This window comes from Methyloceanibacter sp. (assembly GCF_050999895.1).
Classification (GTDB): Bacteria; Pseudomonadota; Alphaproteobacteria; order Rhizobiales; family Methyloligellaceae; genus Methyloceanibacter.
Map to the genome: position 1 here is coordinate 1 of NZ_JBPCOU010000043.1, position 13,134 is coordinate 13,134.

The window sequence follows — 13,134 nt, forward strand, 5'->3', positions numbered from 1 at the left end:
ACGCTCTCGGCGCAAACGCGCTACGCCGCCGGAACGCGGGAGATCCTGGAGAATTTCTTCGCCAAGAAACCGATCCGCACCGAGTATCTCATCGTCGACAAGGGCAAGCTCGCCGGTGCCGGCGCCCATGCCTATACGTCGGGCGACATGACCAAGGATACAGGGCAAGCCGCGTAGCATCGGCCAGACTTGGGCGCGATTGCCCGATAACAATAACGGGCCACCGATCGTCATGCGGTCGGTGGCCTTTTCGGATCTGCGGCATGAAGGTCATCATCTCAGGCGCTGGCAGGTCCGTTCGGCTCGCTGTCATGTTGCTGTGATACCGAAAAACGCGCGGGTCTTAGCGGCTTTGGGGCCTTGCCCTGGCGGGGAAGCCCGGCCAGACTGCGCGGCATCGCATCACCTATAAGAGGTTTTAGGGGAAACGAGCATGACGAGTGCGGGAGGAACTGTGGCTGCGGGCGATAGTCCGGGTCTGCTGGACAAAGCGCGGATCATCGCGCCTCCCAGTTACAACCGCTGGCTTGTCCCGCCCGCCGCGCTGGCCATCCATCTCTGCATCGGCATGGCCTATGGCTTCAGCGTGTTCTGGCTGCCGTTAAGCCACGCCATCGGCATCAACCAGTCCGTCGTCTGCCCCGACATGACGCTGATCCAGGCGCTGTTCACGCGCAGTTGCGACTGGCGCATCGCCGATCTCGGCTGGATGTACACGCTGTTCTTCGTCTTTCTCGGAATCTCCGCCGCGCTGTGGGGCGGCTGGCTCGAGAGAGCGGGGCCGCGCAAGGCGGGCGTCGTGTCCGCGCTTTGCTGGTGCGGGGGTCTGTTGATCTCCGCCCTCGGCGTTTACACCCATCAGCTCTGGCTGATGTGGATTGGCTCCGGCGTTATCGGCGGCGTGGGACTGGGCCTCGGTTACATCTCGCCAGTCTCCACCCTCATCAAATGGTTTCCCGATCGCCGCGGCATGGCGACCGGGATGGCGATCATGGGGTTTGGTGGCGGCGCCATGATCGGCAGTCCCCTCGCCACGATGTTGATGAACCACTTCCGCACGCCTGACTCCGTCGGGGTCTGGGAGACATTCGTGACGCTAGGCGCCATCTATTTCGTCTTCATGCTTGCCGGCGCCTTCGGCTACCGCCTGCCGCCGCCCGGCTGGAAGCCGGAAGGCTGGACCCAGCGCGCCAGCACCAAGGCGATGATCGCGAGCGGGCACGTACATCTGCGCGATGCGCACAAGACACCGCAATTCTGGCTGATCTGGGTGGTGCTCTGCCTCAACGTGTCCGCCGGCATCGGCATTATCGGCATCGCCTCGCCGATGCTGCAGGAGATTTTTGGCGGAGCGCTGGTCAAGCAGCCCGGCCTCGGCTTCGATCAGGTCCAACTCGACGCGAACCTCGCCAAGCAGGCCGCGCTCGTCGCCGCGGGCTTCGTTGGGCTGATTTCCCTTTTCAACATTTTCGGCCGCATTTTTTGGGCCTCGTCGTCGGACAAGCTTGGGCGGAAGCTCACCTATTATACGTTCTTCGCGCTCGGGGCCCTTTGCTACGCAACCGCGCCGTTCGCCGCGGAGTGGAAGAGCCTGGCGCTCTTTGTCGGGGCCTTCTGCCTGATCGCCTCGATGTATGGCGGCGGCTTCGCTACCGTGCCCGCCTATCTCGCCGACATGTTCGGCACCCAGTTCGTGGGCGCCATTCACGGGCGGCTGCTGACGGCATGGTCGACCGCGGGCATCGTCGGGCCCGTGATCGTGAACTATATGCGAGAGGCGCGGCTCGCCGCGGGTGTGCCGCGGGATCAGCTTTACGACCCGATCTTCTATGTGCTTGCCGGGCTGCTGGTTGCCGGCTTCATCGCTAACCTTCTTATCAGGCCACTGCACCAGAGATGGTTCATGAAGGACGAAGAGGTAGCAGAATTGCAGGCCGTCGATCGAAAGGCTGCGGAGCGGGTCAAGGCCGTCTCGCCCGGCGCTGCCAACGAGGCTTTCGATCTGAAGGCAATCCTCGCCTGGGCGGCCGTGGGCATCCCGCTCGCCTGGGGCGTATGGATCACTTTCGATAAGGCCCTGATCCTTTTCCAGTAAGGATTTCGCGGCCCCGGGCCTTGGTTTGTCAGAATTTGTTAATGTGGAGTTCCGGCCGCGTTCATGGGGAAGTCATGCGGGTCTCATGCACAGACCCCATTATCTTATCTCGTAAGTTCACCGAATGAACGTTCACTGAAGGAGACGACCATGAAAGAGTGGCTGAAGCCCGAGATCACCGAGTCCGAGGCAGGCATGGAAGTAACGAGCTACCTCCCGGCCGAGCTGGACCGCGCTTAATTTAAGCGTCGATCTTTCGAATTTCCAGGAAATGGCGGTCCTAGCGATAGCGGGGCCGCCATTTTCTTTTGCATAGCCTCTGGGGCGCCGCTCCTAATCGCGCCCGACGGCATCTTTGAGCCTATGCCGCTCACGTTCTGGGTGACAAAGCCGCGCGGGGCATTTTATGGTCCGCGCTCAGCCGGAGCGTCCGCCGGCGACTCCCTTTCAACGCATGGCCTCCATGACCGATAAGCCGCCTGAGAAGACCATCGCCGGTAATTTCTTCGAGGATTTCAAGCTCGGCCAGAAGATCGTGCACGCCACGCCACGCACCGTCACGGTCGGCGATGTCAGCCTCTTCACCGCGCTCTACGGCTCGCGCTTTGCGCTGCAATCCTCGGACGCCTTCGCGCAAAGCATCGGCTATCCGCGCTCGCCGATCGACGATCTGCTCGTCTTCCATATCGTCATAGGCAAGACGGTGCCGGACATCTCCCGCAACGCCATCGCCAATCTCGGCTATGCCGAGTTCCGCTTTTTGCGGCCGGTCTACCCCGGCGACACCCTCGCCTCGACCACCGAGATCATCGGCTTGAAGGAAAACTCCAACGGCAAGAACGGCACGGTCTATGTGCGGTCCACGGGCCGCAATCAAAAGGGCGAGGCGGTACTCACCTTCGCGCGCTGGGTGATGGTCAATAAGCGCGACGTCGACGCGCCAGTCCCCGATCCTGTGGTTCCGGAACTTGCCAAAAGCGTCGAACCGCGCCTACTCGGCGAAGGGCTGCCACCCCTGAAATTAGGCGTCTACGATTATGCGCTCGCGGGCTCGTCGCGGCGCTGGAACGATTACGCCGTCGGCGAGAAGATCGACCATGTCGACGGACAGACCATCGAGGAGGCAGAGCACCAGCTCGCCACGCGGCTGTTCCAGAACACCGCGCGCGTGCATTTCAACCAGCATGTGGAGGCGAAAGCCCGCTTCGGCCGCCGCCTCGTTTATGGCGGCCACATCATCTCCATCGCGCGCTCGCTCAGCTTCAACGGGCTTGCCAACGCGTTTCATATTCTTGGGCTGAACGGCGCCCGGCACGTCGCGCCGTCCTTCGCCGGCGACACGATCTACGCCTGGACCGAGATCCTGGATAAGGCCGAGCTCGACGGGCGAAGCGATATGGGCGCGCTGCGTCTGCGCACTTTCGCGGTCAAGGACCGGTCCTGCGCGGATTTCCCCGGTCTCAAAGATGACGGCAGTCACGCGGACGGCGTGGTCCTAGAGATGGATTATTGGGCCGCCATCCCGCGCTGAGCGCGGATCAGCCAATGCAGCAAAGACAAAGTACCTGCCCCGGCCGGAGCGGATACCCTGGTGCGAGGCCAGGCTATTTGCAGTGCATGCAGGTCGCGTACGGATTCGGGAAGCCCTCCGCCATTGCGGGCGCGGCGAAGGCGACGACCAAAGCGACAGCCATGAACAAACTCTTCATCACAATTCTCCTCAAGTTGTCTTTGCAAGCGGGACCAAATTCCCGCTTCTCATGATAGAAACGTAGCGACGAAGACCTGACTCAACCAATCATCTCGTCTCACTAATCCTCGATCACGCGTGACCGGCAACCATCCCGCGATTTACGCGTTGTTGTAACGGAACGAGTCACACCAGGAGAGCCGTCATGGGACGCAAAGCAATCTTCATCACCGCTGCGTTGACCGCCGTGATTGGCTTCAGCTCATACGCGCTGGCGGAAGGCTCCGCGTCCGCCACGCTGAAGAACGCCGACGGGACAGAGATCGGAACCGCCAAGCTCACGGAGACGCCGAATGGCGTGCTGATCGCGCTCGACGTCAGCGGCATTCCGGCGGGCGTGCACGCCTTTCACATCCATGCGGTCGGCAAATGCGAGGGGCCGGACTTCAAATCGGCGGGGCCGCACTTCAATCCCGATGACGCCAAGCACGGCATCATGAGTCAGCAGGGTCCGCATGCGGGCGACATGCCCAATCTCGAAATCCCGGCTGACGGAAAGCTCCAGGTCGAAGTGCTGAACACGCTAATCCGGCTGAAGGGCGAGAATGCCGTCCTTGACGAAGACGGCGCGGCGATCGTCGTCCACGCGAAGGCCGACGACTACAAGACCGACCCGGCCGGCGATGCTGGCGACCGCATCGCTTGCGGGGTTATTGCGCAGTAGCGCCGCCTGCTGTCGCATTCGGTGTGGCAGTTCCGTGCAGAACGCGCTGCGCTCGAACTTATCGCTCCCTCGCGAACTAGGCGGGCTTTCACCGCGCGTTTATGACGAGCTAACAAAGAAAAAGCCCCGGCAGGGTGGGCGGGGCTTTTTAGGCAGTCAGGGTTTTACATGCACGAAGGTGGGGCTCGTGCATAGGTTGCAATATACAACTATTTTGGAGATGTAAAAGACCTCTTGCCGGCTGCCAGTGGCACGTCCTCATAGAAAGCCAGACCGATGGGGGCGGCAACATTGAGGTTCGGCGGGAGCGGACCATCTCGCCGCGATGATCGTAAACTTCGTCCAGCTGTTGACGGCGCTCATGCCGGGAAACGATTTGAATTACAAAGAACGCTCGCAGCTTCTGCTGCACCGGCGACGTTGAGCGCGATGTCTAAACATCGTGATGAGCGCGGTTCATGGACCTCCGTCGCACCAGGCGTGAGTGGATGGACCTCCGAGCAGTGCTTGGTCCCGCGCCGGATGGGGCGCCGCCGACACGAAAATTCCCTTCCCGGCCCGTCCTCCTTTAAGGAAGGAGGACAACCGCCTCGATTGCCCCTGGCGGATGAGTGGGTTATGAGAAGGCTCGTCTGGAGAACATTTACACCGAAAACCGATGGGCAACGGCAAACTCGCGCGGCGGCCGCTTTCCCCGCATCTTTCCATCTATCGGCCGATGCTCACCATGATGATGTCGATTGCGCATCGCATCACGGGCGTGGCGAACGCCACCGGCTTCTTCCTGCTGGCCTGGTGGCTCGTCGCGGTCAGTGCAGGGCCCAAGCAATATTCCTATGTCGCCGCCTTTTTCGGCAGCCTGCCGGGCCAGGTCCTGCTGTTCCTTTATAGCTGGGCGCTGATCCACCACATGCTTGGCGGCATCCGCCATCTGATCTGGGACACGGGCGCCGGCCTGGACAAAGTCAGCATCGAAGTCTTTGCCTGGGCGACCCTGATCGGCTCCATCACACTCACGGTCCTCATCTGGATCGGGGGCTCTTTTCTCGCGGGAGGGTTTTGAGCATGGCCACGCCTCTCGCACGCGTGCGCGGCCTCGGCTCGGCCCATCGCGGCACCGAGACATTTTGGCGTCAGCGCGTGACCGCGCTCGCCAATATCCCGCTTGTGATCTTTCTCATCTTCTCTCTCGTTGCCCATGTCGGGTCGAGCTATGAGGAGGTCCGGTCCTATCTCGCCAATCCGCTGGTCGCGCTCGCGATGCTCGCGCTCGTCATCTCCGCTTCGATCCATATGCGCATCGGGCTGAGGGAGATCGTCGAGGACTATGTGCATAACGAATATCGGCGCATCCTCTTCATCCTGCTCGCGACGTTCTTCGCGTGGGGCATAGGCCTCGCTTGCGTCTACGCCATGGTCAAGATCAGTCTCGGAGCCTGACAATCATGCCCCAAGACGCCACACCCAAGGACGCCGCGCCGCCGTTGCCGCATAACACGGTCCATGTCAACGGCCGGGCCTACCCGATCCACGATCACGCCTATGACGTCATCGTGGTCGGCGCCGGCGGCTCGGGACTGCGCGCCGTGGTCGGATGCAGCGAGGCGGGACTGCGCACCGCCTGCATCACCAAGGTCTTCCCCACGCGCTCGCATACCGTGGCGGCGCAAGGCGGCATCGCGGCCGCGCTCGGCAATATGGGGCCGGACGATTGGCGCTGGCACATGTACGACACGGTGAAGGGCTCAGATTGGCTCGGCGACCAGGATGCCATCGAATATCTCTGCCGCAACGCGCCTGAGGCCGTGTACGAGCTCGAGCATTGGGGCGTGCCCTTCTCGCGCACCGACGACGGCAAGATCCTCCAGCGCGCCTTTGGCGGCATGACCATGGAGTTCGGCAAAGGCCAGGCGAAGCGCACCTGCGCCGCCGCCGACCGGACCGGCCACGCCATGCTACACACGATGTACGGCCAGGCGCTCAGGCACTCCGCCGAGTTCTTCATCGAGTATTTCGCGATCGATCTCCTCATGGATGACGAGGGCTGTTGCCGCGGCATCGTCGCGCTATCGATGCAGGACGGCAGCCTGCACCGCTTCCGCGCGCATCAGGTGATCCTCGCCACCGGCGGCTACGGGCGCGCGTATTTCTCCTGCACGAGCGCTCATATCTGCACCGGCGACGGCAACGCCATGGTGCTGCGCGCCGGACTGCCGCTCCAGGACATGGAGTTCGTGCAGTTCCATCCGACCGGCATCTACGGCGCGGGAGTCCTCATTACTGAGGGCGTGCGCGGCGAGGGCGGCTTCCTGCGCAATTCAGAGGGCGAGAAATTCATGGAGCGCTACGCGCCCTCCGCCAAGGATCTCGCCTCGCGCGACGTGGTCTCTCGCGCGATCACCATCGAGATCCGGGAAGGGCGCGGCGTCGGTCCAGACAAGGATCACATGTATCTGCATCTCGACCATCTTCCCCACCATATCATCCATGAGCGGCTACCGGGCATCACCGAGTCCTCGCGCATCTTCTCCGGCGTGGACGTGACGCAGGCGCCGATCCCTGTCATCCCCACCTGCCATTACAATATGGGCGGCATCCCCACGAATATGCATGGCGAGGTGATCTCGCCGCGGAACGGTGATGTCGATGCGATCGTGCCGGGGCTGATGGCGCTTGGCGAGGCGGCCTGCGTGTCCGTGCATGGCGCGAACCGGCTCGGCTCCAACTCGCTCATCGATCTCGTCGTGTTCGGCCGGGCGGCGGCGCTCCGCTGCGCCGAGCTGATTACCAAAGACGGCGCCATCCCCGAGCTGCCGAAAGGTGCCGGCGAGGAGGCGATCGCGCGGCTCGACCAGTTTCGTTACGCCGACGGCTCCACGCCGACTGCGGAGCTGCGCTTCCGCATGCAGAAGACCATGCAGCGCGATTGCGCGGTGTTCCGCACCAGGGAGGTGCTGGAGGAGGGCGTGCGCGGCATCCGGCAGGTCTGGGATGCAAGCCAGGATCTCAAGACCACGGACCACTCGCTGATCTGGAATACCGATCTCATCGAGACGCTGGAATTCGACAATCTGATCTCGCAGGCCGCCGTCACCGTGTCAGGCGCGTTGATGCGCGAGGAAAGCCGCGGCGCGCATGCGCGGGAGGATTTTCCCGCCCGCGACGACATTAACTGGATGAAGCACACGCTGTCCTGGGCAGACTACGGCACGCACGAGGTCAGGCTCGATTTCCGCCCGGTGCACAGCTACACGCTGTCCAACGAGGTGGCCTATATCGAGCCCAAGGAACGCGTGTACTGACGGCCTGAAGCGGCCCGGTCGCTCGGCGCCGGCCTCAAGGGTTGGCGAGAAGCTTTCCGACCACGATCTTCATCGCGTCGAAGTCGAACGGCTTGTGCAGCACTGGCAGATCCTCGAAGCCAGGGGCGGAGGGTGCGCCATCTCCGGTCGAAAACGCGATCGGGACGCCATGCTCGCGCAGCGTGTCCGCGAGCGCATAAGAGTCCGTATTGCCCAGATGGATGTCCAGTATCGCCGCGTCGAGCCCGCCGTTTCCAAGGTAATCGAGGGCGGCTTGCTCGGTGATCGCCGGGCCCGCGACCTCGCAGCCAAGCTCTTGCAGCCAATCTTCCATCAACATGGAAATCAGCGGTTCGTCTTCGACGACCAGAATACGCGGCATTTGTTCCGGGCCTCACAAACCGCTTGCCTAACATAGGCGTCACCGTAATTTTACAGTAGGCGGGAACCCCCTGCCATTGCGATTTCCCTTAACCGTATCAGGCGTGCCCCTTGCCGGCTCGAGTCCTCAAAGCTGATCGGTTGGTGCGAAGCGCCCGCATCATTATCCCGGTGGGATTCGGGCTCGTCGTCATCGCCGGGGTCGCTGTCGCGCTTCTTCTTGCTCGCGCCAGGGAGGCGGATCGGTGGGTCCTGCACACCGTTGAGGTCCAGCAGGTCGTCCAGGCCTTGCTGATGTCCGTTAGGGCGCCGCGAGTTCAAACCGCAGCATTCTCCTGACCAAAGACCCTCTTTACCTCGAACGCTACGCCGCCGCCGCCAAAGATATTTCCACGGACCTTGAGAAATTCCGCGCTCTGACACGCGACAATGTTGAGCACCAAGGCCGGGCAGAACAGCTGAGCGCACTGATCGATACGACGATGGCCGCGCTGAACCAATCAACGACGCTCGCCAAGACGGGCGAGACAGATGCTGCCTCCGCAATTGCTCCCCAGCGACAAGAGATCTCCTCGATGCCGTCAGGAACGAGATCAGCGGCGTTCTCGATGGCGAGCGGCAGCTTTTCGCGCAGCGGCAGGAGAGCGCCGGCAAAGTGCGCTTCCTCCTCGCGGGATCGATCGGGCTCGCTCTTTTTACCGCCACCCTGCTCGCGATCGTCTTGGCAATCGCGACGCGGCGGGCGGTGAAGGGCCTTATCCAGCGCACGCGTGAACTGGAGCGGGAATCGAAGCTTCGCCACGATGCCGAGGAAACCTTGCGGCAGTCTCAGAAGATGGAGGCCGTGGGGCAGCTCACCGGCGGCATTGCGCACGATTTCAACAATCTGCTCACCATCATCATCGGCAATCTCGACACCATGAAACGGCTCATCGCCGAGATGGCGGGCGGCGCGTCCGTGACGCTGAGCAAGCCGCTTGAGGCGGCTCTCAAAGGCGCGTGGGGTGCCGCCCAGCTCACGCATCGCCTCTTGGCCTTTTCGCGGCGGCAGGCGTTGGAGTCGGCGCGGCTCGATCTCAACAGGCTGGTGTCCGGCATGCTGGACATGCTCAAGCGGACCCTCGGCTCGCAGATCGAAGTCGAGGCGGTGCTCGGCGGCGGATTGTGGCCCACACTCGCCGATGCGAACCAACTTGAGAATGTCCTCCTTAATCTGTCGCTGAACGCCAAGGATGCGATGCCGAATGGCGGCTCCCTGACCATCGAGACCGCGAATACCTATCTCGACGAGGCCTATGCGCGCCGCTTCGGCGATGTCGAGTCCGGCAATACGTCGTTCTGTGCGTCATCGACACCGGCACGGGCATCTCACCCGACGTGCTCGATAGGTCTCCAAGCCTTTCTTCACCACGAAGGCGGCGGGCGAAGGCTCGGGTCTCGGCCTCGCCATGGTGCATGGCTTCGTCAAGCAGTCAGGCGGTCATGTCCGCATCTACAGCGAAGAGGGGCACGGAACGACGGTGAAGATCTACCTGCCGCGTCTGGTGCAGGCGGATGCCGTCAATGCCGTTCCCGCGGGCAATTCGCTCGTAGACGAGGCGCCGCTCCCCGTGCCGAGGCGAGCGAGACGATCCTACTACTCGTTGAGGACAACGAAGGCGTGCGCGTCTACGCCAAGGGCGTGCTCGAGGAGTTCGGCTATCGCGTGCTGGAAGCCGCAGACGCCAAACAGGCGCTCGGTATCGTTGCGGGCAGGCCGCGCATCGACGTGCTCTTTACCGACGTCGTGTTGCCCGGGCTGACCGGCCGCGTGCTCGCGCAACAAATCAAGGAGATCTATCCGGAGCTCCCGGTGCTGTTCACGACGGGCTACACAAGAAACGCCATCGTGCATCAAGGCCGCCTCGACCCGACGTGCATCTTTTGAACAAGCCCTACACGCAGCAGGATCTCGTCCGTAAGCTCAGGGCGCTGCTCGATGCTGCCAAAGTCAGCGATGTGGAGGAAGCCTGAGCCGAGCCGGCGCGCGGCCCGCCCGCCTGTCACGCAACCCACCTTGTCCTGACCTTCGCCGAGACTTGCCCTCCACGCGCCCTGTGCTACGAAAGACTGAAGAAGAGCAGCAGGTCCTAGATGGTCGAATTTACCCTTCCCAAGAACTCCAAGGTCAAAAAGGGCAAAGCGTGGAATCCGCCGGCGAGCGACGCCGTCAAGGACCGCTGGCGCGAATATCGCGTGTATCGCTACGACCCGGAGACGGGCGAGAACCCGCGTCTCGACACGTATTGGGTCGACATGGACGAGTGCGGACCAATGGTCCTCGACGCGCTCATCTGGATCAAGAACAAGATCGACCCGACGCTCGCCTTTCGCCGCTCCTGCCGCGAAGGCGTGTGCGGCTCCTGCTCAATGAATATCGACGGCACCAACACGCTCGCCTGCACCATGCATGCGGACGACGCCAAGGGCGCGATCCCGGTCTACCCGCTGCCGCATCTTTCCGTCATCAAGGACCTCGTGCCGGACATGACGCATTTCTACGCGCAGCTCCGCTCCATCGAGCCGTGGCTGCAAACCGATTCGCCGACGCCGGCGAAGGAGTGGCGGCAGTCGCGCGAGGAGCGCTCCAAGCTCGACGGGCTCTACGAATGCATTCTGTGTGCCTGCTGTTCGGCGTCATGCCCGTCTTATTGGTGGAACGGTGAGCGGTATCTCGGTCCCGCGATCCTGCTCCAGGCCAGCCGCTGGATCGACGACAGCCGCGACGAGCGGAAGGGCGAGCGCCTTGACGATCTCGAGGACCCGTTCCGGCTCTATCGCTGCCACACCATTCTCAACTGCACCAAGGCCTGCCCCAAGGGGCTGAACCCCGCCAAGGCGATATCGTCCTTGAAGCGGAAGATGGTCGAGCGCAGCGAATAGCGCGCCTCAAGAAAGGGGACCGGCGCCGCCGATCCCTTTCGCTCTCCTAGCGTTTTCTCACGATCCTTCAGATAAGCGCCATCCAGTTCCAATAGCGCTTGGCGCCGCCGCCATTGCTCGAAGGCGTGGCGGTCGTCGCCACGGCCGGATGGGTGCCGGCGCTGTCGGTCGGGCTCACCGGCATTGCGACCGTCGGCTCAGGTTCCGGCTCAGGTTCCGGCTCCGGCTCGGGCTCGTCGATCTCGGCGTTCAGCTTTTCGCTGAAGTCGCGCAGCAGGTTGTTGAGCTGCGTCTCGGTAACGCTGCGGAACTGCCGGTTGATCTCCCCCATGGAGGCAAGCTGGCGCTGCACGGCGGCGCGGAGCTGCGGCTCGGCGACATCGCGCAACACATTGCCGACTTGCAGCTGCACGGTGTCGCGGATCTCGGTTTGCAGGCGCGCCCTGAACTCGGCGAGACGCGGCATGAGTCCGCTCTCGATGCGCTCGATCACCGCCGGAACGCCCTCGAAGCTTTCGCGCACGCCATAGGTCAGGCGGCCGTTCTCGTGGGAGAACGCATTGATCAGGTCGCTGATCGCCACGCGCTGCTCACGTTCGGACGCGGCATGAAGGGCCATTTTGCGTACATCCTCCAGATCCGACGTCTGCGCGGGGAACTGCTCTCCTGGCCCACGGGGCGCGAGAATTTCCAGTTCATCTCGCCAAGCTGCTTCTCGCCATTTCGCGCAAAGCGTGATGTCGCCGACCCGCTCCAGGAGCCTCCGCGCGTTCTGGTCCATGGTCAGGGCCAGCATCAGATGATCTGCGCTGAGGCTCGTGTGATTGAGGCTGCGGGCGATCCCGAGCGCGCGGTTGAGGCAATCCGAAGCCGACGGCCATAGCCGGGAACCTGTTCGTTGTAGTCAAAGTCGATTGGCGCGCCGCCCGGCTCTAGCTCGTCGATCGCCGTGGCTTCCTCGTGCATCTCCTCGCCGGCATCATGCCCGTTGCCGCTGCTGACTGCGCTTGCCGCGCCGTCTTGGCTCGCGCCGTTGCCTTGCGGCTGCCAGGTGCTTTCGGCGTGCCCCTGCGGGGGTTCGTGGATCTTCAGGGCCGGCGGCGCTTGCGCTTCAGCCAGAGGGTCGGAAGCCTCCACCGGGGCCTGTGCCTGCTCGAAAGGGGTTGAATCTTGCCAGTTGCCTTCGCCGCTTCATGAACGCCTCCAACGCAACCATTGAGTTAGTTATGTTCTAAACACAACTATAGGATGGGGAGGGGTAAATTCAAGCGGCTTTCGCAGGGCGATGGCTGGTGGCGAGAGACTAAGCTATTTAGGTCCGGCGGCAGCGTGGCAGCGAGAAAACACAGGTCGGTAGCGGCTGATTACGCATCTCTTCCTTCTTTTTTGGATCCTTCTGCGCCTGCCAATCATAGGGACTGCGCACGTCCTTATGCGCGTAATGCACCCGCACGAGGCGGTCGTTCTCGAAGGCGAGCGTTGCCGTACAGGTCCAGTCCTTTTTCTCTTTCTTCTGGCCGCCGCCGAACATGCCCTTTTTCTGTTTCTTGTCGTCGGGTGGGTCGCTGCCGGGAACCGGGCCAGCACCGCTATAGCGGTAGGTGAGGGTTCCGGAGTTTGCGCCGCTGTCGATGCGGGCATGAGGCGTTCCGGCGCAGGCGATGATCTCCGCTTTGGTCATGCCGAGATAGGGCGCGGCCGGATCGCTGGCGGTGAGGTTCGTCAGCGTGGCCTGCGGGTTTGCGCATGCGGCGACGAGCAGGCTCACGGCGAGCGCGGCAATGATACCTGAAACGATGCGCATCACTTGTGACGCGTCCCCGCGCGAATGAAGCCCAAGATGTAGAGTCCGCAAGGCCTCGCATCAATGTGCGGAGGAAACGTGGCAGCGGACAAAACTTATCCCCGCCCTCCAAACCTCCCTTAAACTCCGCGTCACCTCGTCCACTGAGGGGCGCATTCATGAGGCGTCGTGAAGCGGGACGGGGTGCGGTGCCCGCGGGTGGTCTTCGCAGGATCA

The 13,134-nt window shown here is 62.7% G+C and carries 13 protein-coding genes and 2 pseudogenes; 11 read left to right on the forward strand and 4 right to left on the reverse strand.

Features of this window, described 5'->3' with window-relative positions:
• From ACR2J1_RS04205 to sdhA, 8 genes and pseudogenes are all read left to right on the forward strand, one after another.
• A pseudogene (locus tag ACR2J1_RS04205) lies at window positions 1–177 on the forward strand (NAD-dependent formate dehydrogenase); the annotation flags it as partial.
• A 256-nt stretch (window positions 178–433) separates the two neighbouring features.
• Window positions 434–2,095 (forward strand): OFA family MFS transporter, encoded by a 1,662-nt coding sequence (locus ACR2J1_RS04210; protein ID WP_434018093.1) that lies wholly within the window; start codon window positions 434–436, stop codon window positions 2,093–2,095.
• A 150-nt stretch (window positions 2,096–2,245) separates the two neighbouring features.
• Window positions 2,246–2,335 (forward strand): pyrroloquinoline quinone precursor peptide PqqA, encoded by a 90-nt coding sequence (pqqA, locus tag ACR2J1_RS04215; protein WP_045363338.1) that lies wholly within the window; start codon window positions 2,246–2,248, stop codon window positions 2,333–2,335.
• A gap of 223 nt (window positions 2,336–2,558) precedes the next feature.
• Entirely contained in the window at window positions 2,559–3,626 is a 1,068-nt protein-coding gene (locus ACR2J1_RS04220; protein WP_434018094.1) for a MaoC family dehydratase, read from the forward strand.
• A gap of 364 nt (window positions 3,627–3,990) precedes the next feature.
• A complete protein-coding gene (locus tag ACR2J1_RS04225; protein WP_434018095.1) occupies window positions 3,991–4,509 on the forward strand; it encodes a superoxide dismutase family protein in 519 nt (172 codons plus the stop codon).
• Between the two features lie 658 nt (window positions 4,510–5,167).
• Complete coding sequence (gene sdhC / locus ACR2J1_RS04230) at window positions 5,168–5,572, forward strand: succinate dehydrogenase, cytochrome b556 subunit (protein WP_434018096.1); 405 nt, start codon at window positions 5,168–5,170, stop codon at window positions 5,570–5,572.
• A 2-nt stretch (window positions 5,573–5,574) separates the two neighbouring features.
• Window positions 5,575–5,949, forward strand: coding sequence for a succinate dehydrogenase, hydrophobic membrane anchor protein (gene sdhD, locus ACR2J1_RS04235; protein WP_434018097.1), 375 nt, complete (start codon window positions 5,575–5,577; stop codon window positions 5,947–5,949).
• Between the two features lie 5 nt (window positions 5,950–5,954).
• Window positions 5,955–7,811 (forward strand): succinate dehydrogenase flavoprotein subunit, encoded by a 1,857-nt coding sequence (gene sdhA / locus ACR2J1_RS04240; RefSeq protein WP_434018098.1) that lies wholly within the window; start codon window positions 5,955–5,957, stop codon window positions 7,809–7,811.
• A gap of 34 nt (window positions 7,812–7,845) precedes the next feature.
• Here the strand turns inward: sdhA and ACR2J1_RS04245 are convergent, their stop codons facing one another.
• Window positions 7,846–8,193, reverse strand: a complete 348-nt coding sequence (locus ACR2J1_RS04245; RefSeq protein WP_434018099.1) for a response regulator — start codon at window positions 8,191–8,193, stop codon at window positions 7,846–7,848.
• 319 nt (window positions 8,194–8,512) lie between these two features.
• On the opposite strand from ACR2J1_RS04245, the pseudogene ACR2J1_RS04250 reads away from it, so the two are divergent.
• From ACR2J1_RS04250 to ACR2J1_RS04260, 3 genes and pseudogenes are all read left to right on the forward strand, one after another.
• Window positions 8,513–8,941 (forward strand): annotated as a pseudogene (locus tag ACR2J1_RS04250) (CHASE3 domain-containing protein); the annotation flags it as partial.
• Window positions 8,848–10,119, forward strand: a complete 1,272-nt coding sequence (locus ACR2J1_RS04255; protein ID WP_434018100.1) for a response regulator — start codon at window positions 8,848–8,850, stop codon at window positions 10,117–10,119. The pseudogene ACR2J1_RS04250 and the gene ACR2J1_RS04255, both read left to right, overlap by 94 nt.
• A 206-nt stretch (window positions 10,120–10,325) precedes the next feature.
• Window positions 10,326–11,114: a succinate dehydrogenase iron-sulfur subunit gene (locus ACR2J1_RS04260; RefSeq protein ID WP_434018101.1), complete on the forward strand. Its 789-nt coding sequence runs from the start codon at window positions 10,326–10,328 to the stop codon at window positions 11,112–11,114.
• Window positions 11,115–11,181: 67 nt separating this feature from the next.
• On the opposite strand, the gene ACR2J1_RS04265 is transcribed toward ACR2J1_RS04260, so the two are convergent.
• From ACR2J1_RS04265 to ACR2J1_RS04275, 3 genes are all read right to left on the reverse strand, one after another.
• Entirely contained in the window at window positions 11,182–11,955 is a 774-nt protein-coding gene (locus ACR2J1_RS04265) for a Clp protease N-terminal domain-containing protein (protein ID WP_434018104.1), read from the reverse strand.
• Window positions 11,910–12,251: a hypothetical protein gene (locus ACR2J1_RS04270; protein ID WP_434018102.1), complete on the reverse strand. Its 342-nt coding sequence runs from the start codon at window positions 12,249–12,251 to the stop codon at window positions 11,910–11,912. The genes ACR2J1_RS04265 and ACR2J1_RS04270 overlap by 46 nt, the downstream gene beginning before the upstream one ends.
• 175 nt (window positions 12,252–12,426) lie before the next feature.
• Complete coding sequence (locus ACR2J1_RS04275) at window positions 12,427–12,918, reverse strand: hypothetical protein (protein ID WP_434018103.1); 492 nt, start codon at window positions 12,916–12,918, stop codon at window positions 12,427–12,429.
• Window positions 12,919–13,134 lie beyond the last annotated feature (216 nt).

Bases quoted from the DNA above. Each gene is read 5' to 3' on its own strand.
- ACR2J1_RS04210 (WP_434018093.1), top strand. From the start codon at position 434: ATGACGAGTGCGGGAGGAACTGTGGCTGCGGGCGATAGTCCGGGTCTG.
- pqqA (WP_045363338.1), top strand. From the start codon at position 2,246: ATGAAAGAGTGGCTGAAGCCCGAGATCACCGAGTCCGAGGCAGGCATG.
- ACR2J1_RS04220 (WP_434018094.1), top strand. From the start codon at position 2,559: ATGACCGATAAGCCGCCTGAGAAGACCATCGCCGGTAATTTCTTCGAG.
- ACR2J1_RS04225 (WP_434018095.1), top strand. From the start codon at position 3,991: ATGGGACGCAAAGCAATCTTCATCACCGCTGCGTTGACCGCCGTGATT.
- sdhC (WP_434018096.1), top strand. From the start codon at position 5,168: ATGGGCAACGGCAAACTCGCGCGGCGGCCGCTTTCCCCGCATCTTTCC.
- sdhD (WP_434018097.1), top strand. From the start codon at position 5,575: ATGGCCACGCCTCTCGCACGCGTGCGCGGCCTCGGCTCGGCCCATCGC.
- sdhA (WP_434018098.1), top strand. From the start codon at position 5,955: ATGCCCCAAGACGCCACACCCAAGGACGCCGCGCCGCCGTTGCCGCAT.
- ACR2J1_RS04245 (WP_434018099.1), bottom strand. From the start codon at position 8,193: ATGCCGCGTATTCTGGTCGTCGAAGACGAACCGCTGATTTCCATGTTG.
- ACR2J1_RS04260 (WP_434018101.1), top strand. From the start codon at position 10,326: ATGGTCGAATTTACCCTTCCCAAGAACTCCAAGGTCAAAAAGGGCAAA.
- ACR2J1_RS04275 (WP_434018103.1), bottom strand. From the start codon at position 12,918: ATGCGCATCGTTTCAGGTATCATTGCCGCGCTCGCCGTGAGCCTGCTC.